This window comes from Edaphobacter sp. 12200R-103 (genome assembly GCF_010093025.1).
In the GTDB taxonomy this organism is placed as follows: Bacteria; Acidobacteriota; Terriglobia; order Terriglobales; family Acidobacteriaceae; genus Edaphobacter.
In genome coordinates this window covers 952,983-975,750 of record NZ_CP048114.1, presented here as the reverse complement: position 1 = coordinate 975,750, position 22,768 = coordinate 952,983, and the positions used below count along the sequence as shown (strand labels likewise).

The window sequence follows — 22,768 nt, the reverse complement described above, 5'->3', positions numbered from 1 at the left end:
AACCTCAGAGAATTAGACGCTGAACCGAGAAAAACGATACATTCCAAACTGTTGATCTGCAGTGAGATAGCTAAACTCTGGAACGCAACATTCTTTTTCTGTCCGGGTTAAACCGATCTACCCGTTGACGCAAATCAGGATTCTTCAGGATGGCCAGCCTGAGAGCTGCGGGCCGATTCGCGAAGCGCCTCCATCTGCGGATGGAGCAGCTTTGCGGTCAGCGATCTGGTCAGTGCCTCGACGGCCTCCCGCTGCTCCTGCGTAAGCGAGGCTAATCGCTTCGACGCCCGGGCCAGTTCCGCTTCGCGAATCGCCTCAGCGTTCTGTTGCAGCGCAACAATCGCCGGAGCCGCCCCCCTGGACTGTACCCTCTGCTGATATTTCTCTACTTCCTGGCTGATGATCGATTCGGCGGCAGCGGCCTCACGACCACGGTCAGCCAGATTTGCGACGGCGACCTGCTGGAGATCGTCGATGTCATAGATGAAGCAGCCCTCGACCTCGTTCATCCGCGGGTCGACATCGCGCGGTACTGCGATATCGATGAAAAACATGGGCCGGTTCCTGCGGCTCTGCAGGAACTGCTGGCCATGCGATTTGCTGAAGATCTTCTGCGGAGCGCCGGTGGAGGTGATGACGATGTCGGCCCGTGGCGTCTGCGCGTAGAGGTCCTCAAATGGGATCACCGCACCCTCAAACTGCGCTGCGATCTTTTCGGCGCGTTCCAGGGTGCGGTTGGCAACGAGGATACGCTTTGCCCCCTGTTGAATCAGGTGGCGCGCGGCAAGCTCGGACATCTTCCCTGCCCCCACCAGCAGCACCGTCTTGCCTTCTAGCGAACCGAAGATCTTACGTGCCAGGTCTACCGCAACTGACGCAATCGAGACGGAGCTTGAGCCGATCTGAGTCTCGGAACGAACCTTCTTCGCCACGGTAAAGGCCCGCTGCAGCAGGCTATCGAGCGACCCATTGACCGCGCCCACCTCCCGCGCAACGGTATACGACTCCTTCACCTGCCCCAGGATCTGCGGCTCACCTACGACCATGGAATCGAGCGAGCTCGCCACGCGAAATAAGTGCCGCACCGCCTCTCCTTCCCGGTACTCATACAGGTGAGGGGTAATGGATGAGGGAGGCAGCGCGAAATACTCCTGCAGGAATTCCAGGAGGCTGTCGCCCCGGGTCGCTTCGCCCTCCTGTAAGGTCAGCAGTTCTACGCGATTACAGGTGGAAAGGATAATGCCCTCGCGAATTCCCGGCTGGTGAATCAGTGTTCTGGTCGCCTCTGCCAGGCATCCGGCTGGAATCGCCAGCCGCTCGCGAATCTCAATCGGCGCGGTCGTATGGTTGACCCCCACGAGTACGAGATGTCGATTTCGGCTCATGGGGTCGTAAACCTGTGGACGACCGAGAATTGATTGGCCGACCAGACGGCGAGCACCACGAGGAAGACAAAACCGGAGAGGTAGATCGCCCTCCGGCCCCGGAGACCTGCGTGCTTGCGGATGTAGATCATGGCGATGTAGGCGATCCACATCGCAAAGGAGAGCAGTACCTTGGGATCAAGCAGATAGGACGGCCCCATCGTCTGCTGTGCGATCAGCAGTCCGATAAGCAGACCAGCGGTCATGCAGGGCAGCCCAAACAGCAGCGAGCGAAGGGCAATCTGATCGGTTGTCTCGAGTGGTGGCAACCACGATATTCCTGCCATGGCGTGTTTCGACTTCAGGTTTCGTTCCTGGATCAGGTAAAGGACCGAGGCCAGCAGAGAAAGCAGGAGGGACGCGTAGGCTGCCAGCAGAAGGGCAATATGCAGGAAGATCCAGACCGTATTGAACTGTGGAAATGGCACGGACTCCTGTCCCGGCCGGAATGCTGGCACCAGACACAGAAGAAAGGCTAGCGGCAGAACAAATACGCCCAGCGAAACTGTCTTGAAGCGCCAGTAGACCAGAAGGAAGGCCCCCGCCAGTAACAGTCCAAGCAAAGCCTGCGTCTCATGCGTATCTACCGGAAGCCGGTGGTGGGCCGCATTCAGCATCTCGATCAGGGAGACGAAGTGAAAGAGGAGCCCGGAGAGAGCTGCTGGAATGGCTATCTTGTTCCATCGAGTGCGGTCATAGAGGGCCGCGGGAAGAACAGTGAGCGCGGCAACGCCGTACAGAAAGACCGCAACTCTGAGCCACAGGAGAGACATGAATTCCTTTCGCCGAATCTTCAGTATACCGGGTGTGGAAAGGTCCAGCCGTCTCCGTGCGTTATCCTGACCATTCGCGGAATGTCACAGGAAACGTCAGCCAGTATTTTGAGCACCGATTCTGCCGCCCTCTCTCCGGCGATGCGGCAGTACAGGGCCGCCAAGGAAGCCCATCCCGATACCCTGCTCTTTTTTCGGATGGGTGACTTCTACGAACTCTTCTACGAAGACGCTGTGGTCGCTTCGCGCGAACTGCAACTGACCCTCACTGCACGCGACAAGGCAAAGAGCGTCCCCATGTGCGGAGTTCCCTACCACGCCGCCGAGAGCTACCTCCAGCGGTTGCTGCGAAAAGGGTTCCGGGTCGCCATCTGCGAACAGATGGAGGACCCAAAGCAGGCCAAGGGGGTCGTTCGTCGCGAAGTAACCCGCGTCCTGACCCCCGGAACAGCTCTTGACCCGTCGTTGAGCGCCGAACAAAGCAACTATCTCGCGAGTATCGTCCTCGAGGGTGCAAGCGACCACCAGACCTGCGGCGTGGCTCTGCTGGATCTCTCAACCGGCGAATTCCGAACCACGGAGTTTTCCGGTCTAACGGCATGGCTGCAGGCGACCGATGAGCTGGGGAGAGTGCGCCCGGTAGAGCTGCTGTACGGCTCCGGCCTGCTGGGCAGCGTCAATCTCGCTGGCGAGTCCGTCGAGGAGGGCTCCGCCGCGCTCGATACCATCAGGACGAAGACGGCCCTGGAATCATGGGCCTACACCCCGGATCATGCGCTTCCCCTTCTGCGCAGTCATTTCCGGGTCCACTCGCTCGATGGTCTGGGTCTTCATGGTCACGAGACCGCCGCAATCGCCGCAGGCGCCCTGCTACATTACATGCGGGCCACCAAGCAGGGCGATCTGGAGCACGTAAACGGTCTCCGGTTCTATGAACGCTCTTCCTGCCTCGAGCTCGACGCCGTCAGCGTCCGCAATCTCGAACTGGTCGAACCCCTGTTCTCAGGAGAGAGCCAGCAGACAACTCTTTTTTACACGCTGGATGCCTGCTGTACCCCCATGGGCAAGCGTCTCCTGCGCGCTACGCTCCTTCGACCTTCCTCGAACCTCCACGAGATCGAAGAGCGTCTGGACGCGGTCGCCGAAGCCACCACTGATCTTCGTCGTCGTGAAGACATCCGCCAGGCGATGAACGGTCTTCTCGATCTTGAGCGCCTGCTGGGTCGAGTAGCACTTGACTCAGCTGGTCCGCGCGAGGTGATGGCCCTGGCCGCTACGCTTCGCTGTCTGCCCGGCCTTTCGGCAGCCATCGGCCAGCTTCATGCCGCACGCTGGGCTGACCTTACATTCGGCTTCGACACGCTGGCCGACCTGCATGATCTTGTCACCCGGACCATTACGGACGACCCTCCCGTGTCGCTTTCCGATGGCGGCATCATCCGTGAAGGCGTGAATGCCGAACTGGACGAACTGCGGGAATTGAGCCGCAGCGGACGGCAGGCATTGGCTGCCATTGAAGAGCGGGAGCGCCAACGTACCGGCATCGCTTCGCTCAAGGTGAGGTTCAACAACGTCTTCGGCTACTACATCGAAGTCACGAAGGCCAATGCGAAGGCTGTCCCGTCGGACTACGAGCGCAAGCAAACGCTCGTCAACGCGGAGCGATTCACAACCCCTGAGCTGAAGGAGTACGAAACAAAGATTCTGACGGCACAGGAACGATCGAGCGAGATCGAGCGCAGAATCTTCGCTGAAGTCCGCCGCCAGATTCTGGATGCCGCAGCCAGAATTCGCGAGACAGCGCGACGCGTCGCCGAGGTCGACTTGCTCACCTGCTTTGCTCATCTCTCCGCTCTGCGCGGCTGGACTCGACCTGTCGTCCATGAGACAGGGCCGCTGGAGTTCGTCGCAGCGCGTCATCCGGTCGTCGAGCGTCGCCTGGAAGAATCCGGGGCCGGAAGATTCGTTCCCAATTCGGTTCATCTTGATGCCGACAGCGGCCCGTCGATCCTATTGATCACCGGACCCAATATGGGAGGGAAAAGCACGTATCTCCGCCAGGCGGCTCTGCTGGTCATCATGGCGCAGTGCGGCAGCTTCGTCCCCGCCGAACACATGCGACTGGGACTGGTCGATCGCATCTACACCCGTATCGGAGCCAGCGACAACGTCGCACGGGGACGCTCGACCTTCATGGTTGAGATGACTGAGACGGCGGCGATTCTTAACTCAGCGACGAATCGATCTCTTGTCCTGCTGGACGAGATGGGCCGGGGTACAGCCACTTACGATGGCCTCTCCCTCGCCTGGGCCACGGTCGAACACCTGCACGATCGGATCGGCGCACGAACCCTGTTCGCCACCCACTATCACGAGCTGACGTTGCTGGCCGACAAACTCGAGCGGCTGCGGAACCTGCGCGTCACCGTGAAGGAGACGGCCGCAGGAATCGTCTTTCTTCATTCGGTCGAAGCCGGCCCTGCAAGCAAGAGCTACGGCATTGAGGTTGCGCGACTGGCCGGAATCCCATCTGCAGTCATTGCGCGCGCCCGCGAAGTGCTGAAGCTGCACGAGCGCGCAGAAAGCCAGCAGGTCCGCGAAGCAGTCTCAAGTCACGCTCCCTCTCTCCAGATGACGATGTTTACGCCGCTCTCGCAGCGCATCGTCGACCGCCTGGCTGAAGTGGACGTCGATGGCCTTACACCGCGAGAGGCTCTCAATCTCCTGGCTGATCTGCAAAGGGAGTTGAAGGGATGACCAACCCGAAAGAGATGATTGTTGCCGGCATTATGAGTGGTACCTCTGCCGATGGCGTCGACGTTGCTCTCTGCCGTATTCGTCTCTCCAACTCAGACACACCGCATATCAAACTGATCGGAGCACGGGAGTTTCGATACCCCAAAGCAGTCCGAAGCGCAGTTCTAGCAGCCATGGATGCGAAATCCATCTCTGTCGCCGAGATGTCGCGACTGCACTGGCGATTGGGAGAGATCTATGCCGAGGCGGTAGAGGTAACTGCACAAGAACATGGCCTGAAGCTCGATCTCATCGGAAGCCATGGGCAGACGATCTATCACCAGGGCGTGGCTTCAAAGTATCTGGGTCGCCCGACGCGATGCACATGGCAGATTGGCGAGGCATCAGTCATCGCCGAAAAACTGCGAACACCTGTGGTCAGTGACTTTCGCCCCGCCGATCTTGCAGCGCAGGGACAGGGGGCTCCACTGGTGCCGATGCTCGATTACGTTCTCTTTCGGTCAGAGAAAGTCAGCCGCATCCTTCAGAATCTCGGCGGCATTGCGAACATGACCGCAATGCCGGCAGGAGCCTCGTTCGAAGATGTTCTTGCATTCGATTCCGGCCCTTCCAATATCGTGATCGACGGCTGCATGAGGCGTCTCTTCCAGAAATCCTTCGACCGCAATGGTGCAGTCGCCAGACGTGGACGCATTCTGAGGTCAGTCATCGAACAACTGCTTCGCGATCCGTACTATGCAGCGCCTCCTCCGAAGAGCTGCGGGCGGGAGCAATTCGGCGAGGCTTTTCTGAATCGCCTCCTCGATCTCTGTCATCGATCCAAAGCCCGCAAGGAAGACGTCATTGCGACCACGACTGCGCTTACTGCAGAGTCGATCCTTAACGCCTACCGTAAATTTGTCTGGCCGCATCTGGGACAGAAGGCCCCTATGGCGAAGAGCATTGAATATGTCGTCGCTGGGGGCGGCGCCAGAAACTCCACTCTGATGCAGATGCTCCGCGAAGGTCTGGAGCCGATGGGAGTGCGCGTGCGCTCCACCGACGATCTCGGAGTTCCGACGCAGGCCAAGGAGGCCGTGGCCTTCGCGCTGCTTGCATGGCTCACCTGGAACAATCTTCCCGGCAACGTCCCCACTGCTACTGGAGCCGCCCGGCCCGTCATCCTTGGCAAGGTGACCAGGGCATGACATTTTTTGGCGGCTGGCTTCGTGCTTCTACGCGACGGCGATGGTGTACAGGAGCCGCCAGCTTCCTCCTGCTGGCCAGTCTGACGAGCTGCGGCAGGAGGCCAGCGAATCCACGCACCGTCGTGATGATTATCGAGAGCAGCCCGAACAACCTCGATCTCCGTCAGGGCACGGATGCGCAGTCAGAACGCGTCGGAGGAGTGATCTTCGATGCTCTGGTGAAGAAGGACGAGCACTACAATCTACGTCCCTGGCTGGCGACACACTGGGAGCAGCCCGATCCTCTGACGCTGATTCTTCACCTGCGCGACGGTGTTCATTTTCACGATGGCCGCCCGCTTGAAGCAGAGGACGTCGCCTGGACGATACGCAGCATGATCGACGGAACTCTGGTTACGGCCAAGGGAGGCTCCCTCTCCTCGGTCGCCCGCATCGATGTCCCTGACCGGCTGACGCTGGTTCTGCATCTCAAGCATCCTGACGCCGGGTTGCTCTTCAATATGAGCGACGGACTGTTCGGAGTTGTTCCTCGGGGATCGGGCCGTGACTTTGGCCTGCACCCAATCGGCTCCGGCCCGTTCAAATTCGTCAGCGCCGTACAGGACAAAGAGGTGATCGTTGCACGGAATCCCGACTACTGGGCCGGCGCTCCGAAGATCGACGGTGTTCGCTTTACCGTCGTTCCTGATGCGATTACCAGCGCGCTCGAGCTGCGGAAGGGTTCCGCGGATCTTGCAAGCAATGTGCTCACTCTGGACATGGTCCATGCGCTTGAGAGTGCTTCCAACGTAAAAATCGAGTCGGGACCCAGCTCAGTGGTCATCTACACCAACTTCAACGTGAACGATCCGGTCCTGCGCGACCGTCGCGTCCGTCAGGCAATAGCCTGCGCGATGGACCGGCAGGCTATTGTGGATGCTATCTGGCGCGGACAGGCGAAGCTCGCCGATACGCTGCTTCCCGCCGGACACTGGGCTGCGGCAGAGCCGGCAGAGTTGGCGCAGTATCCGCATGATGTAAAGAGGGCCGAGAGGCTGCTGGATGAGGCAGGCTTTCACCCCGGTCCCGGCGGGATTCGGCTTCATATCACCCTGAAAACCTCGACCGATGAAGCGACGCGCCTGATGGCGATTGTGCTGCAGCAGCAGCTCCGGGCAGCGGGCATTCAGCTCGATATTCGTGCGGCGGAGTTCGGGACTTTTTATGCGGACGTGACCCGCGGCGCCTTTCAGATGTATGCACTTCGGTGGATCGGTTCGAATGAGGATCCAGACATCTTCCGTTACACCTATAGCTCAGGCGCATTTCCACCGAAGGGAGCAAACCGGGGACGCTACTCCAATCCTCGGGTCGATTCCCTGCTTGCAGCTGCGGCCAAGGAGACGGACCAGAAGAAGCGGCGCGCGGAGTACGTCGAGGTCCAGAAGATTCTGGCCGAGGATCTTCCAGGCATCCCGCTCTGGTATCCGAACAACGAGGTCCTCCATTCGACGCGCATTGATGGCGTGAAGCCGGAAGGTTCAGGAACGTTCGATTATCTGCGCTCGATCACGGTTCACGGCAACTGAGTGCTCGCGCTTTCTTCTTCTTTGTAAACGGAATCTTGGTTGCCTCATAGCCATCCGGAGAAGTCTTCCAATAGGCGGTTCTGCCGGGTGTAAGAGAGATCCCAGGCCGCCGCCCGTGAGGATAACCAGCGCCAGCCACGGCAGATCAGAGCACCGCAACGGAGCTTCAGATTCTGACAAATGGAACATAGGGCGCGAAAGGTGAGGCAATAGGAGATCGATGCCAGCGCCAAGATAGAGCAGGCCAGCCATCATCAAGGGTGATGCATTATTCAGCAAGAGCTTGGCGAACGGCATGCTTGCACCGAAGAGTACGGCGGACAACTAGGCGAGAAGATGCCGATGCGCAGATCTCTGATATCTGCCATTCTCGCCCCCTCCCTCGTTAAGTTGGGGATTGTGTGACTCGATCCGCCTTTAGAGATGCTTGACCTGTCGTTCCGGAGTCCTTCTCGAAGATCCACTCATACAGCACCGGCAACAACATCAGTGTGAGCAGGGTCGAGGTCACGAGACCGCCAATAACAACAGTCGCCAGTGGCCGCTGTACCTCTGACCCCATTGAGGTGGAGAACGCCATCGGGAAGAAGCCAAAGCTTGCAACGCAGGCCGTCATGAGTACGGGCCGGAGTCGGCGTCGCGCTCCCGTGAAAACCGCTTTGAATGTGGACTGCCCCTCCTTACGGGCATGGTTAATAGCACTCACTAAGACCACGCCGTTCAGCATCGCGACACCGAAGAGCGCGATGAATCCAACGGATGCCGAGAGATTCAGGTTCATGCCGCGAAGCCACAAGGCCGCAATACCTCCGACCATGGCAAAAGGAATATTGCCCACAACAAGTAATGCTTGTTTGAAGGACTTGAAAGTGAAATAAAGCAGGATGTAGATCAGGAAGACCACGATCGGGATGATGAGCATCAGGCGTTTAGTAGCTCGTTCCTGATTCGCGAACTGGCCGCCGTATTCGATGGTGTAGCCAACCGGCAGCTTTACGTCACGGGCGATGTTCGCTTCCACCTCTTTCACGAACGAACCAAGATCGCGTCCTCCGACGTTGGACATAACGACAGCTCTGCGCTGTCCCTCTTCGCGGTCGATCTCAATCGCTGCGCGCACCACGCGTACCTGTGCGACCTGGCTCAACTTCACTTGAGCGCCATCGGAGGAGCGGAGAACAATGGCTTGCATGGCTTGGGGATTGGCCCGATAAGACTCCGGCAGACGCAACGCAATATCGTAGCGCTTCTGGCCCTCGATGAACAGCGAGATCACCGAGCCGGAAGCGCCCGCTGCGACCGCCTGTTCCACATCCGTAACATTGAGACCGTACCGGGCGAGCGCGGCATGATCGACCTGCACTGTGAGATCAGGCACGCCGGACGTAAGCTGAATCTGCGGGTCCGCAGCCCCCCGAACCCGAGCGGTCGCCCGGAGTACCTGTTGGGCAAGCGAATCCAGTTGGCCGAGATCATCCCCGAAAATCTTGATAGCGAGATCTGCCTTTACGCCGGAGACGGTTTCATCGACACGCATGGCCATCGGTTGAGTGAAGTTGTAGGCAAGTCCTGGAACGGTTCCCAGTTCCCTGTCCAAAGCTTCGATCAACTCACCTTTGGTGTGAAAGCGATGCCATTGATTCATCGGTTTGAGCAAGAGGTACGTATCGCCCTCATGGATGCCCATTGCCTCGGTAGCGAAGTCGGGCCGCCCGATCTTGATCACGACATCTGCAACCTCAGGGAAAGCACGCAGCTTTTGCTCAATTCGTTTGCTGACCTCAACCGAATCTGTCAGTGAGATACCGGGGAGTTTTCTTGTCTCCACGAGGATCGATCCTTCATCAAGCCGCGGCATAAACTCTGTCCCGATGAATTGGAGAGAGCCAAGGGCAACAGCAAGGATCACAAGCGAAATGCCAGCCGTAATCCTGCGATGGCGAATTACAGTCGCCAGCCAGTCTTGGTATCGATCTGCGAGCCTGTCGAGCCAGTCCCGGTTCGGTCCTGCCCTTCGGGCGGGCAAGCCCTTCGCAAATGCGAATGAGGCGAAGACGGGGATTCCAACAAGCGCCAAGAGCAACGCACCGAAAAGTGCTGAGCATACGGTGAAAGCCATCGGATGGAACATGCGGCCTTCGAGACCCTGTAAGAAAAAAATGGGGAGGTAAACCCCGATGATGATGATGACACCAAAGGCCATGGGCCGAGCCATCTCATGGGCGGCAATCCGCACCGAATCGAGACCGGATTCGTTTTCGTGATGCTCTTCAAGGCGATGGATGGAGTTCTCCATCATGACCACAGCACCATCCACGATCATGCCGAAGTCGATTGCACCCAGGCTCATGAGATTAGCGCTGAAACCAAACAGCCTCATATTAATGAAGCTGATAAGCATCGACAGCGGAATGATCGAGGCAGTGATAAGCGCCGCGCGGATGTTACGGAGGAACAGAAAGAGAATGACCGTGACGAGGAGGAAACCTTCAAAGAGGTTCTTCTTCACCGTAGCGATGGTCCTGTCGATGATCGTCGATTGGTCATAGAACGGAACGATCTTTACTCCATCTGGTAGGCGCATCCCTTCAATCTTCTGTTTCACGAGCTCGATGACCCGCTTGCCGTTTTCACCCTTCAGCATGATGACCATACCGGAGACGGTCTCGCCGTTCCGCAGGACAGCGCCGTTCCTGGGTGCAGCTCCGATCTGCACCTTGGCGACATCCCCGAGCGTTACCGGAACGCCGCGGCTCGACAGCACAACGATGTTCCGCAAATCGTCAATGCTTTTTGCTCTCCCCTCGCCGCGTAACGTGTATTGCTCCTCATTGTGTTCGATGTAACCGCCGCCAAAGTTGGTGTTGTTCTCGGCGATGCGCTGCGAAACGTCATGCAGGGTCAGTCCGTACTGGCTCAGTAAAGCTGGATCGACGATGATCTGATACTGCTTGACCTCGCCACCCCAGTTGTTGATTTCGCTCACTCCTGGTACGGTCCGAAGCTGCCGCTTAATCTGCCACTCTTGAATATCCTTGAGGTGCATCGTCGAGGACGGGCCATCCAAGGTGTACTGAAAGATCTCTCCAAACGCGGTTGCGGGGAGACCCAGCCTTGGCTGAGCTCCCTTCGGCAGCTGATCCGCGGCTTGTTGCAGACGTTCGTTGATCATCTGGCGTCCGAAGTACATCGAGACTGAGTCATCGAAGACCACAGTAACGATCGATAGTCCCAGCTTCGAGAGCGAGCGCACTTCCTCCTGTTTGGGCATGCCCATCATGGCCTGCTCGATGGGATACGTCACTAACTGCTCAACCTCGGTCGGAGGCATGGATGGGGCATCGGTCACGATGGTGATCTGGTTGTTGGTGAGGTCGGGAAAGGCTTCGAGCGGCAACGTGTATACTGCGTAGATTCCTGCTCCGACCAAGGCCAGCACCAACATCAGCACGATCCATCGTGCGGAGAGGGCAGCGTCGACAATTCGATTCAACATGCTCAGTCTCCGATCGTGCTCTTGAGGAGTTCGGATTTGGCGATGAAGCTTCCGTGGGTGATGACTCTGTCGCCGGCGTTCAGCCCTTGCAGGATGCGAGCCTTGCCTTCAACGATCTCACTCAGTGTCACGGGCTGGGCACGGAAGCGATCCGCAGCAACCTGGACGAAGACCACATCTTGTCCGTTGATCTGCTGAACGGCTTCCTGTGGAACCAGTAGCTTTGGCTTTCCCGTTCCCAGGGAGAACTCGGCATTCGCCAGCATTTCGGGCCGGAGACGGTTGTCAGGACGGGAAATAGCGATGCGTACCTGAATGAGCCGGGTCGTGGGATCGAACTCCTGGCCGAGATTCTCAATCTCGCCCGAATAGGTCGCACCGGGCACATCGGGGATGCTGACGGTTGCGTGCTGGCCAACTCGTAACTGAGCCAGTGTCGCCGCATCAATGGATGCCAGCATCCAGAGATGACTCAGGTCTCCAATGATGAAAGCATCTGTCGAAGGAGAGATCGTAGCTCCGGGCGAAACATTCTTTTGCAGGATGCGGCCATTTGCCGGAGCAACGATCGGGATGAGGTCAGCGTCATCCGAGGTGTGGACATGAGTGTCGGCTGATATACCAAGAGTCTCTTCCAAATGCGTCTGTTCCCGCATCACGGAATTCTCCGCTTCTCGGGTTGCGCTCTGAGCGTTGACCAACTCCTGCTTTGCGATCTCTACCTGGCTAACGGATTCCGCTTTGAGTGCGTAGAGCCGCTGACTTCGGTCGTAGTTCTTCTGAGCCAGAGCCTCTGCAGCTTGCAGGCGAGACCGCTCGGCGAGAGCGTTCGCATAGGCCGCCTTGACTTCATGCACGTCATGGCTGTGTAGATGCGCCAGCACTTCGCCTTTTCGAACGGCATCGCCAAGATTGGCATAGACCTTTTCCACCCTGCCCTCGACAAGAACACCGACACGCCATGTTGCATTGTCGGGAAGCGCGATGCGGCCCTTGGCTCGGTAAGGCGAAACCGAAGTTCCCGATTCTACCGGAGCGATAGCGACGTGCTGCTCCGTCTGTGCCTGCGAAGTCAACGTGATCTGATCGGTGACTTGCGGGCTTTTGGCCTCGTTGCCTTCTTCCGAAGGAGCCTTCTGCGCGTTGCGACATCCAGTGAGCAGAACACATCCCAGAAAGATCAATACCCACGCGGTCTGTTTGATTGTCTTCATTGATCCATTCCTTCCGTGTAGTTCAGCTCGACCACGCTGAGGTGATAGCTTTCGAGGGCTCGCACATAGCTCAGTTCCGCTTCCACCCGAGCCCGTTCCGCGTCGAGAAGCCGGACGAGATCAAGGCCCCCAGCCTGATAGGCTGCTCGGCTGATATCGGATATCTCGACTGCCTGATCTTTCAGTGGTCGAAAGGTGTTCAGAAACTGGTCGCGACGAAGTTCGTACTCGCGCCTGGCAAGTGCAGTTTCAGCGTGGATCTGATTATGCGTAGCCTCGTAGGAGGCCTGTGCGGCATCCGTTTCCGCCTTTGCCGCCGAGACCGCCGCCCGGTTGCGATTGAACAGCGGAAGGTCGAACTGCACGCCTGCAATCGGAGAGTCGATATCGACGTCACGCTTGTAGCCTCCGGTAAAGAGTAAGTCAGGCCGGCCATTTGCTCTCTCTAGCTTCACTTGCGCCTGCGCCTGCGCGACGGCGTCCTTAGCAATCTGCCCGTCGGTCCGCAATGCCGCCGGATCGGAACCAGACGGAACCGGCAGTGGCTCCTCCAGATTGGTTAAGTCGTCTGAAAGGTCCCATCGGTTCTCAACGGGCGCATTCATCTCGCGGGCCAAGATGAGCTGCGCCTTCTCAGAATCGAGCTTTGCGTTGGCCGCCGCGGCCCGTATCTGCTGCCCCTGCAACCGAACGCGAAGAAGGTCCACTTCGGCGATCTTGCCCTCACGGAATCGAGTCTCATGATAGGCAATCACTTCACCGAAGTATTTCCCATCTTGCTCGTAAAGATCGGCGAGGACCTGAGTGGCCTTAGCCGTCCAATAGGCCTGGCGGACGGCAAGAGCAATCTCGCGGCGAGCAAGCTCGGCCTGCAACCGGCTTCGCTCTGCTCCCGTCTTCGCAACATCGATACGTCCGCCGCGCTTTCCCGAAACCTCGAGGAGCTGGTTCCCTTCCCAATAGGTCTGGGAGTTCTCTCCGAAGGCAGAGGTCTGCGTGCGTAGGTCTTCCTTGCGGAAGAGGAAACGCGGATTTGGGATCGCCCCGGCCTGCTTCCGCAGGTCATTCGACGCAGTGACTCTGGCGTTCGCGGCGCGGAGTTCCGGCCGGTGCGCGAGAGCATAGTTGACCGCCTCCAGCAGCGGTAGCTTTCTCTGTGCCTGACAGACTTGCGCATGCAGGAAGATACCTGCAAGCAGATAGAACCATAGGAATCGTTTCATGAAGACCTGCGTGAAGTTCGCTGAATCCGTTCAGGATGACGGAAGAAAGGTCGGGCACCACGGATGCTTCAGAAACGTACGGCGATTTCGTTCCTCGAAGTGGGCACAGGTATTGCAACCTGTGCACCGCGTGCGGCAGCGAGGCAGGACTATACAGGAGGGGCGCGCGGGGCAGTACGGAGTCTCAGTGGAGGATCGTGACCGCCCGAGATCGCACGATCAATATAGGGCTTCGAAGTCTTGATAGGAGGTAAGTCGTAGACGCTGATCGTGAGAAAGATTGGAATGCTCACGTCGCGTGATACAGCAACATAGGAGTTCTGAAACACGGCATCGTCGTCCGGGTCGATACCGGCGACTATAGCCTTTGAACTCGCCAGATGGTGATGGAGAAGATGGAGATGCAGAATTCCCGTGTGCGGATGGTGGTTGTTCTCCTCGTGCTCGTGGAAATGCTCGAATGGCGCTTGCATAAATGTGAGCGCCAGCATGAGGGTCGTCAGCATGGAGACAAGGGACCGCACATGATTATCTTACATACCTCTCCCCGCGAAGCCCCAATTGCATTCGCGCAACGGAAAAATAAATTACTTTCGATATGCTCGGCATGTACCGCACCACATCGAAGCGGTTAGAGGGGGCACGGAAACTCAACTGAAGGCAGATTGCTGAAGCTTCGTCGGGATCGAGATCAAAGCAGCTTTCGCACAACCACGCCCGTTTCAGGTTGACGCAACCCTGCACCCGATCTGCAAACTGACACCCGTCCCAATTCCCATCCGAGTGGACATTTATTCACCGACTACCTCGAAGCGCTCACATTTATTCAGCTACTCCCGAGAAGAAGGACGCGATCCTTGTCCGTGCGAACGACTACGCCTTTCAAAGGATGGCCTGCGATGTTCCTCTTCATAGTGAGATCGAAGCAAGCTGTCGCACGGCCTATTTGGTCTTTGGTTATATGATGGCTACTCCACGTTTTCAACGCGATCTCGATGCGGCACGCATCGAACTCCATTCAGTACTCGGGCTACCTACTGAACCAACAGTTCACTAGCTTTAGAGTGTATTCAAAGGCTGAGAGTTCTCTCACGTCAAGCTCAGCCCCTCTTCCGCGAGAGTTAATGAACCATTGTGCGGCAGGATCACACGCAAACGTGCTCCTCCTTCGGGCCGATTCTCGGCCACCACGGTGCCGCCATGAACGCGGACTACTGCCTGGACAAACGCCAGGCCAAGGCCATGCCCCCGTGACTCTCGTCCTCTTATTCGTTGTTGAAACAGGTCACGTTTCAACACATCATCAAAGCCGGGACCGTCATCTTCGAGTACGAGATGAACTGATTCATCCAAAACGCACAGCTGAATCCGAACCGTACAACTCGCCGGCAGATGCTTGACCTCGTTCTCAAGAAGATTTCCAACAACTCGATGAAGGAGCGCCGGATCTGCAGAGATACGGCACTCTCCCGCACTATGAATCTGTACTTTGAGTCCTTTTTCGCTCATCGAGGGCTCATAGAGATCCAGCATATCGCGGACAAGTTCGTCCAGATCGATTGATGTGCGCGAGAGCCTCAGAGCGTCTGCTTTTGCTTCGGCAACATCGAGTGAGGTATTCAGGAATTCAGTAAGTCGATCAAGTTCATCGATCGCCGACACAATCGATTCAGCTTGGTCGGCACTCAAGTCAGTCGTGAGAACTGTTTCGAGCTTGCCTCGAATCGCAGTCAGAGGACTACGTAGGTCGTGCGCAAGAGAGTCGGTGATGGTATGGAGTTGGCGAACCGTATTCTGGATTCTGTCGAGCATATGGTTCAGCGTTCGGGCAAGTTGTCCAACCTCATCCATCCGACCACTGTCTGGAACCCGACTACTCAGATCAGTTTGGCCGATCCGGGAAGCTGTCCCAGTGATCTCTCGTACATACCTGAGCATTTTCCAGGTTGCATAGAATACGACCACGAAACCTAGAAGAACGATCATGAGCCAGATTGCGATGAATCTGGCTCTCAAGGTCCTGAGGACCCGCAATTGATCTTGTTCAGAAAGGCCGAGGTAGATGTAACTGCCGTCTTCGATGCGAACAGCGGCCACGCGGAACGGCACATGTCCATCCTCCACCTTCACATCGCGTGGAACGTCTTTAAAGACCTTAGCTGCGCGAATTGCAGCCAGCGTTGCCGCGCCATCGCCAGCACCAACCCATAGTTTTGGAGGACCATCCGTATCCGCCTGAAGGAAGAATACAGAATCGTTCTCACTCTTCTTAGGGATCTGCCTGTCAGGAACCTCACGGCTCGCGAGTTCGGCAACTTCGCTGACCACGCGGCTGTAAAGTCGATCTTTGGGGGTCCGCGCCGCGACATCACCCAAAACCTCCACTTCCCCCGATAGCCACGCATCGCTTCGTCGTCGTATATCGTTCGCTACGAAGCGGTGCAAGACCGCAAACACGAAGAGCGTACCAGCGGCAAAGGCGAGCGTTGCCCATAGCGAAATGCGCCAGGCAGCACTTCGACTGATGGGATCAAGGCTTCGCGAGGACATATCCGATTCCCCTCAGCGTTTTGATCATTGGCTCTCGCCCAGGCGAGTCAATCTTGCCGCGTAGTCGGTAGATATGCACATCAACAACGTTCGTGTCCGGTTGAAAGCGTGTGCCCCACACCTCTGTGAGAAGCATAGAACGGGTCACGGTTCGTCCGGCATTGCGGCACAGGCACTCGAGTAAGGAGAATTCTTGAGGGCTCAGGTTTAACACTTCTCCTGCCCTGCTTGCTCTTCGCGCGAGAATGTCCAGATCGAGGTCGCCTACCCGCAAGCGTGTCAGGTCTTCGCCGGAAGACATATTACGCCGCAATAAGTTCCTCATTCTGGCCAGTAATTCAGCAACCGCGAAGGGCTTGGTAAGGTAATCGTCACCACCGAGTTCCAAGCCTTTGACACGATCATCAACGGAGCGTCGTGCGGAAAGGATGAGAACCGGAACGCGGATACCCGAACGACGTAATTGAAGAATGAGATCAATTCCATCCTGATCGGGAAGGCCGAGATCTACGATCATCCCCTGATAGCTATACGTTCGGCTGAGTCGCGACGCTGTTTCTGCATCATCAGCCGTATCAACGAGATATCCGGCAGTAATCAGGTTTTCCTGAATGAAGCTTTGAATCTCCCGTTCGTCCTCAACCAGCAGAAGGCGCATACATCATCGTATGACATGTAAACCCCTGTTGTTAGGGGTTCAGGCAAATGTCAAATGACAATTGAGTCATATCTAGTGTTTCTGATGCAACCGCAGTTCTAAAAAAGGAGAAGGAGATGAAGTGTGCCTTTCTTATGTAATTGAGAAAAGGTGCATGAGCAAGGCTGGAGGATTGTAAGAACCCCCTCTTGAACTCTTATGCAAACCGAACATCTGCAAACCTCCAGTGATTGCAAAAAACAGAACGATTGGAGCAAATAAGACACCAACGCGATTGTGCAACTGGTGGATGGTTTCAGTGCCGCTGCAGATGCCATTGATGCAAAATTCCCCTCAAACGTTATCCCTCGATACCGAAATCGCGGACTTACTTAGCCTCAGATAAGAGATCAGTCTCGCGTGGTCCGATCTGCAACTTAGCATGCAGGAGGATTCAGCTGTGTGGATGAACAAATCGTCATCCTATTCCCTTCCTGCAAAGTGCTATCAAAAGGACAGAGATCTCGTCTCAAAACAAGTAACCGTTGTGTTTAGAATATGGAGCCTGTTCTCTCAGGTAGCCGACCATCGCCGGATCGTCGCCTCTTCGTGGTTCAGTTTTTCCAGGGCAGACGCGACATTAATCTTCACCATCCGGGCTAAGGACCTATTGCACATGACCACGGCATTCCTGAACCGCATCGCTACTGCCGTACCAAAATACGATGTGCATGACACTTTCGTTGTCTTCGCCGAAAAGATGCTTACCGACCCGAGGCTGAGCACGATCTTCCGCCGCATGGCGAGCCGTGCTGACATTGTGCATCGCTATTCATTCCTCGATCCGAGGAATGATTCTGGCCAAATTTCGTCGCATTATGCGCATGAGTTTTACAGGACAGGTAATTTTCCCAACACAGCGCGGCGTATGGAGATGTTTGAGCAGAACGCTCCGAGATTGATGAAGAAGGTCGTGAACCAGCTTGCGTTGAGTGAGGACGAACGTTCCGGTATTACACATGTGCTGGTGACCTGTTGTACAGGGTTCTATGCGCCAGGGCTGGACTTTGAGATCGTTGATCATCTCGGACTTTCCGCGGATGTGGAGCGTACCATGGTTGGATTCATGGGATGTTATGCCGCGATCAATGCGTTGAAGCTGGCGAGGCATATTGTGCGCTCAGATCCAAAGGCGGGTGTCTTGATGGTCAACCTGGAGCTTTGCACGTTGCACTTCCAGGAGACACAGGAGCTCGACCAGATGCTTTCCTTCCTCATCTTTGCCGATGGCGCGGCGGCGAGCTTAATTTCTGCACGCGAGCAAGGTTTTGCACTGGACAGCTTCAAGGCAGTGACGGTGCCCGAAACGAAGGGACTGATCACCTGGAAGATCGGTGACCTAGGATTCGACATGTTTCTCTCGGGGAAGGTTCCGTTGGATCTGAGCCGTTCGTTACATGGGGGCGAATTGAAGGACGAGCGTGATGGCATCGACCTGTGGGCGGTTCATCCCGGAGGGCGGTCGATTCTGGATGCGGTGGAGAGAGGATTGGAATTACCGGCTGATGCGTTGGCTGCTTCGCGCGAGGTGCTATCAGCTTTCGGAAATATGTCATCGGCAACGGTGATGTTTGTGCTGCAGAGAATAATGCAGCATGCGCGGCCAGGGCAGCGCGGATGCGCGATGGCGTTTGGACCGGGATTGACAGCGGAGACGATGCGATTCCATGCGGTCTAGTGCAGAGGTTGATTTCAGGTGCAGGGTCTCTCCGCGCGAGTTACCGGAGTTGATGGATGGTGACTGTAGTTACGAGGACTTCCGCGACTGCATGCGCAGTCTGGAAACGGTCAACCGCTGGCTGTTAGGCTATCGACCGACGCTGGCTTGGCTGAAACAATTACCACATAAATCACATGATCCATTACACATCGTCGATGTAGGCAGTGGTGGCGGCGATTTTCTCCGAAAGATCGCTGCCTGGGCACGGAGACGGGGCATTGCTGTACAGCTAACAGGGGTCGACTTGAATCCTTATGCTGCGCGTGCAGCAGTAGAATCCACGCCGAAGGATCTCGAAATCACATGGGTGACCGGTGATGCTATGGTGTACCGACCGGAGAAGCCGTTGCATATCGTCGTTAGTTCGCTGGTGGCGCATCATTTGGAGGACGAGGAGATCGTCGCGCTGCTGAGATGGATGGAAGCGAACGTACAGGTAGGTTGGTTTATCAATGATTTAGAGCGGTCAAAGTGGAGTAGCCGGATGTTTGGGTGGGTGCGGTGGCACTGGCTTGTGCGGCACGATGGGCCGGTGTCGTTCCGGCGTGCCTTCCGCAAAGAGGATTGGATACGTCTGCTGGCTGCGGCTGAGGTCCCGCAAGAGGTGGTGACACTGGAGCAGTGGCGGCCGGGACGGCTGTGTGTCGGACGGTGGAAGTGAGATCGGGGATGCTGCAACGTCACGATAGCGTCAGGGCCGCGAAGCCCATCGCCTCCGCCAGTCGCGCAGCGCCTTCACTCGTTTAACCCTCTGAAAGGCGAATCATGTCAACTTCTACTCTGATAACGCCAACCTCCGGCGGTTCCAGATTTAAGGTTATTCTCTGGGCCTCGCTTGCTCTCACAACGATCTTTGTCTTTATTACTTCGGAGCTGCTCCTCATCACTGACTATCCGATGTACCATGCCTACCGTTTGCAGGTTATAGCAGACCGCCATCTCCTCATCCCACATACACTCGCCGGAATCCTCGCTCTTGTGATCGGCCCGATCAATTTCTCTTCACGTGTTCGCCGGCGTTACCTACGCCTTCATCGCATCTTCGGCTATATCTATGTCATCTCCGTCTTTGTTGGTTCCTTCACTGGAATCGCTCTTGCAGCCGGTCGGCCGGGTCTTCCCGGAACCTCGATGCAAGCCGCTGCCTGGATGGTGTGCACAACAGCCGCCTTCATCACCGCACGCAATCGGCAAATTACAGTGCACCGCCAATGGATGGCCCGGTCTTATGCGGTCACATTTACCTTCGTCTCCAGCCGCGTTCTCAATCTTGTGCCCGCTTACTGGAGCCATCTTGGCGACGTGCTGGCAGCGGTCGGTGTCATAGCCTTTACTCTGGCTTCCATTGTTTTGGTCGACCTTGGCCTCAACTGGCGTGAACTCACTACCCGTCATGACTGAATCATCATAAGCATGGGTGATCCCATTGCGATACGGATTCGCGGAACCTCCTATTTTTCGAAACTAGCACCAACCAGGTCCGAACTGACTACAGGCCCGTAACCACCGAGCTGCCCAACAACTACAGCCACCGCAGGCTCCTCACCTTCAAGCACCCATACCATCACATCTTTCGGTTGAAGTCCGAGCAGCCGCGCAATAACGCTCACGATCCCGCCTAACTCCGGATGAATACGAAACACGGTCGCCTTAAAAGCCTGTCCCGCCAAATGAACCGTCTGCTCTTCTTCCGGCCAGATCAGGAGCCGAATCAACCGCCCGCCACCGACGGGCGCCAGCATCCCCACCCGAAACGGCGTGGTATTGTGTGGCACGTTCAGCAGCAGTGTCCCAACGAAGCCATTTGCCAGGTCGTCCGGCAGGTTCAAGTGCTTGCTCTCGATGTGTATTTTTCCATTCTTGTCTGTTGTCCGGCTGGTCGCTATGCCGGTAGCGGCTTCTACCGTAAAGTCGATGGGCTTTGTGAAGAACGGTCCTTTTTGTATGTGATGGTTGCTCACTAACCGGAACTTGCCCTGTTGCGTGTATGTCGTCGTCTCGTCATCAATCGATCCATCGACAAAGCGATAGATTAGACGCATGGTTACTTCATCGCCTTTCACAACTTGTGAAAACTCGCCATTGGCAATGATTTTTCCATCCTCGGAGCGGGCCACCATAAACCGGTGCATCGGCCGTTGGACATGTCTCACAAGAACTTGTTCTGCCGGCGCTGAAGCTCCCAAAGACATCGCCAGCAAAACAGCTACAACGAAATGGATTCGCTCCATCAAGGGCCCCGTTTCAGAGTTTAGCTTTCTGATATGCCCAATGGATGTTCACCTTGCCGACTCCAAAATGACGATTTGTTCAGGATGATCCGCCAAGCTGCTTTTGAGACGTCTACTAGAAGCATGAGAACCCTCACAAGCTGGTTCAACATCCAGCGAATTAGGAGCAATGCTTTGCAAGACGAAGTTTTAGTAGTTGGTGGCGGAGTAGCAGGCTGCGCCGCTTCGATCGCACTTGCTCGCAGAGGACGAAGAGTCACACTGGTCGAACGAGAGCCCACTCCACGCCATAAGGTATGTGGAGAATTCTTGAGCGGCGAGGCGCTCGATGACTTGCGCGCTCTTGGCATCAACGTGACTTCGCTCGGCGCAGTGCCCATCGAGTACGTTCGTCTTGCCGCAGCCAGGCGTGCTGCGGAAGCTCCGTTGCCTTTTCCCGCAGCCTCACTCACGCGCAAAGCACTTGATACATCGCTCATTGCCGAGGCCGTCGCCGCGGGAGTCCGCGTAAAGTGCGGGCGCAGCGTGCAGTCGCTCAGCCGTACGACCGGCAGCTGGCAGGCTACGCTCGATGACGGCAGCGTTCATGAGGCCCCTACAGTCTTCCTCGCCACGGGCAAGCATGATCTCCGCGGCCATACACGCCCGAAGGATCCTCATCGGTGGGTTGCCTTCAAGATGTATTACAGGCTATCTGCAGCTCAGATCGCCGACCTGGGGGAGGCATCCGAGCTAACGCTCTATTCGGGAGGATACGGCGGGATTCAACCCGTAGAAGGCGGCATTGCGAATTTCTGCTGTGTGGTGCAACAGCGGTATTTCGCGCGCTCTGCTCTTCGCTGGGAGAATCTTATTGCGAATATGCAACAGGACTGTCCTCACCTTGCGATGCGGCTTGCCGATGCGGAGCCCCTGCTTGTCAAGCCGATCACGGTTACTCATATCCCATACGGTTATATTCGCCGTACAACAGAGGATGGACTCTACTGCATCGGCGATCAGGCGGCCGTCATCCCCTCGTTTACAGGCGATGGCATATCCATCGCGCTTCATACTGCCCGGAGCGCTGCAGCCGCCTATCTTGCAGCGGAGCCTGCGCCGGTCTTTCAGCCAAAACTGCGCTCCGCAATGTTGCCTCAAATGCGCCTTGCCGAGATTGCTGCGAATGGATTGAGCAATGCACTTGCGCGTGCTGTATTGCCGTTCTGCTTGAGGATTTGGCCCGGTGCGATGCGTGTGACGGCTAGGCTCACACGTGTAACCCAGCCGGCTGCTGTTGCCTCACAAGTAATCTCAAGCTAAAACCGATCCAACGTTGAAAATTCTCAGCAGTTAATGCACCTCGGGAGAGATGCCATGAAAGTCTTCTCATCGTTAGTCCTCGCTGTCATCCTCGCACCAGCTGCACTCGCTCAGGATCAGACTTTCATCGTCAATCCCGACGCCAGTGAGGTCAAGATTACGCTCAAAACAACTCACGAACTTGTCAGCGGTACCTTTCACATCCAATCGGGGTCGATTGAGTTCGACCGCAACGATCTTAGGATGTCGGGTTCGATGGTCGTACTGGCAGGCAGCGGAAAGACAGGCAACAACAGCCGCGATAAGAAGATGAACAAGGACATTCTCAAAATAGATCAGTACCCGACCGTATCCTTTACGCCCAGGACCTATACCGGAATCATCGCCCCCTCCGGCGACTCAACCATTCAAGTCAGCGGAGGGCTTACTCTGCTCGGCAATCCCCACGACCTGACGGTTCCAATGCAGATCCACCTCGACGGATCCAAGGCAACTGTTAAAGCGCATTTCATCGTTCCGTATGTCCAGTGGGGTCTCAAAAATCCGAGTTTTATGTTCTGGAAAGTCAACGATAGCGTGGCAATTAACCTAAATCTCGTTGGCCAAATTTCTAACTAACGTTCTCA

The 22,768-nt window shown here is 56.5% G+C and carries 17 protein-coding genes; 8 read left to right on the top strand and 9 right to left on the bottom strand.

Annotated features, from left to right (window positions below; translation table 11 throughout):
* Window positions 1-134: 134 nt before the first annotated feature.
* Both hemA and GWR55_RS04065 read right to left on the bottom strand, forming a co-directional pair.
* Window positions 135-1,385: a glutamyl-tRNA reductase gene (hemA, locus tag GWR55_RS04070; protein ID WP_162401118.1), complete on the bottom strand. Its 1,251-nt coding sequence runs from the start codon at window positions 1,383-1,385 to the stop codon at window positions 135-137.
* Window positions 1,382-2,197 (bottom strand): inner membrane protein YpjD, encoded by an 816-nt coding sequence (locus GWR55_RS04065; protein ID WP_162401117.1) that lies wholly within the window; start codon window positions 2,195-2,197, stop codon window positions 1,382-1,384. Before GWR55_RS04065 ends, hemA begins: the two co-directional genes overlap by 4 nt.
* Window positions 2,198-2,278: 81 nt before the next feature.
* Between GWR55_RS04065 and mutS the strand changes: the two genes are divergently transcribed.
* Genes mutS through GWR55_RS04050 form a run of 3 tightly spaced genes read left to right on the top strand, consistent with a single transcriptional unit; the run spans window position 2,279 to window position 7,709 of the window.
* Complete coding sequence (gene mutS / locus GWR55_RS04060; RefSeq protein ID WP_162401116.1) at window positions 2,279-4,954, top strand: DNA mismatch repair protein MutS; 2,676 nt, start codon at window positions 2,279-2,281, stop codon at window positions 4,952-4,954.
* Window positions 4,951-6,141: an anhydro-N-acetylmuramic acid kinase gene (locus GWR55_RS04055; protein ID WP_162401115.1), complete on the top strand. Its 1,191-nt coding sequence runs from the start codon at window positions 4,951-4,953 to the stop codon at window positions 6,139-6,141. The genes mutS and GWR55_RS04055 overlap by 4 nt, the downstream gene beginning before the upstream one ends.
* Window positions 6,138-7,709 (top strand): ABC transporter substrate-binding protein, encoded by a 1,572-nt coding sequence (locus tag GWR55_RS04050; protein WP_238398633.1) that lies wholly within the window; start codon window positions 6,138-6,140, stop codon window positions 7,707-7,709. The genes GWR55_RS04055 and GWR55_RS04050 overlap by 4 nt, the downstream gene beginning before the upstream one ends.
* A 385-nt stretch (window positions 7,710-8,094) precedes the next feature.
* On the opposite strand, the gene GWR55_RS04045 is transcribed toward GWR55_RS04050, so the two are convergent.
* The 6 genes from GWR55_RS04045 to GWR55_RS04020 form a co-directional block, all read right to left on the bottom strand.
* Window positions 8,095-11,205 (bottom strand): efflux RND transporter permease subunit, encoded by a 3,111-nt coding sequence (locus tag GWR55_RS04045; RefSeq protein WP_162401114.1) that lies wholly within the window; start codon window positions 11,203-11,205, stop codon window positions 8,095-8,097.
* Window positions 11,206-11,207: 2 nt separating this feature from the next.
* The gene (locus GWR55_RS04040; RefSeq protein WP_162401113.1) at window positions 11,208-12,419 is read right to left on the bottom strand and encodes an efflux RND transporter periplasmic adaptor subunit; all 1,212 of its coding nucleotides are present in this window, start codon (window positions 12,417-12,419) and stop codon (window positions 11,208-11,210) included.
* Complete coding sequence (locus tag GWR55_RS04035; RefSeq protein ID WP_162401112.1) at window positions 12,416-13,642, bottom strand: TolC family protein; 1,227 nt, start codon at window positions 13,640-13,642, stop codon at window positions 12,416-12,418. Before GWR55_RS04035 ends, GWR55_RS04040 begins: the two co-directional genes overlap by 4 nt.
* A gap of 149 nt (window positions 13,643-13,791) precedes the next feature.
* Window positions 13,792-14,166 carry a hypothetical protein gene (locus GWR55_RS04030; protein ID WP_162401111.1) on the bottom strand — a complete coding sequence of 125 codons (375 nt, stop codon included), beginning with the start codon at window positions 14,164-14,166 and terminating at the stop codon, window positions 13,792-13,794.
* 565 nt (window positions 14,167-14,731) lie between these two features.
* The gene (locus tag GWR55_RS04025; RefSeq protein WP_162401110.1) at window positions 14,732-16,192 is read right to left on the bottom strand and encodes an ATP-binding protein; all 1,461 of its coding nucleotides are present in this window, start codon (window positions 16,190-16,192) and stop codon (window positions 14,732-14,734) included.
* Complete coding sequence (locus GWR55_RS04020) at window positions 16,173-16,850, bottom strand: response regulator transcription factor (protein WP_162401109.1); 678 nt, start codon at window positions 16,848-16,850, stop codon at window positions 16,173-16,175. The genes GWR55_RS04025 and GWR55_RS04020 overlap by 20 nt, the downstream gene beginning before the upstream one ends.
* A gap of 445 nt (window positions 16,851-17,295) precedes the next feature.
* Here GWR55_RS04020 and GWR55_RS04015 point away from each other — a divergent pair, with 445 nt between their 5' ends.
* The 3 genes from GWR55_RS04015 to GWR55_RS04005 all read left to right on the top strand — a co-directional run bounded on the left by GWR55_RS04015 (window position 17,296) and on the right by GWR55_RS04005 (window position 20,010).
* Window positions 17,296-18,567 carry a type III polyketide synthase gene (locus GWR55_RS04015; RefSeq protein WP_238398632.1) on the top strand — a complete coding sequence of 424 codons (1,272 nt, stop codon included), beginning with the start codon at window positions 17,296-17,298 and terminating at the stop codon, window positions 18,565-18,567.
* Between the two features lie 91 nt (window positions 18,568-18,658).
* Entirely contained in the window at window positions 18,659-19,270 is a 612-nt protein-coding gene (locus GWR55_RS04010) for a methyltransferase domain-containing protein (protein WP_238398631.1), read from the top strand.
* Between the two features lie 104 nt (window positions 19,271-19,374).
* Window positions 19,375-20,010, top strand: a complete 636-nt coding sequence (locus GWR55_RS04005; protein ID WP_162401107.1) for a DUF2306 domain-containing protein — start codon at window positions 19,375-19,377, stop codon at window positions 20,008-20,010.
* 50 nt (window positions 20,011-20,060) lie between these two features.
* Here the strand turns inward: GWR55_RS04005 and GWR55_RS04000 are convergent, their stop codons facing one another.
* Window positions 20,061-20,843, bottom strand: a complete 783-nt coding sequence (locus GWR55_RS04000; protein WP_162401106.1) for a hypothetical protein — start codon at window positions 20,841-20,843, stop codon at window positions 20,061-20,063.
* Window positions 20,844-20,963: 120 nt separating this feature from the next.
* Between GWR55_RS04000 and GWR55_RS03995 the strand changes: the two genes are divergently transcribed.
* Window positions 20,964-22,142: an NAD(P)/FAD-dependent oxidoreductase gene (locus GWR55_RS03995; protein WP_162401105.1), complete on the top strand. Its 1,179-nt coding sequence runs from the start codon at window positions 20,964-20,966 to the stop codon at window positions 22,140-22,142.
* Window positions 22,143-22,196: 54 nt separating this feature from the next.
* Window positions 22,197-22,760, top strand: a complete 564-nt coding sequence (locus GWR55_RS03990) for a YceI family protein (protein WP_162401104.1) — start codon at window positions 22,197-22,199, stop codon at window positions 22,758-22,760.
* The last annotated feature ends 8 nt before the right edge of the window (window positions 22,761-22,768 follow it).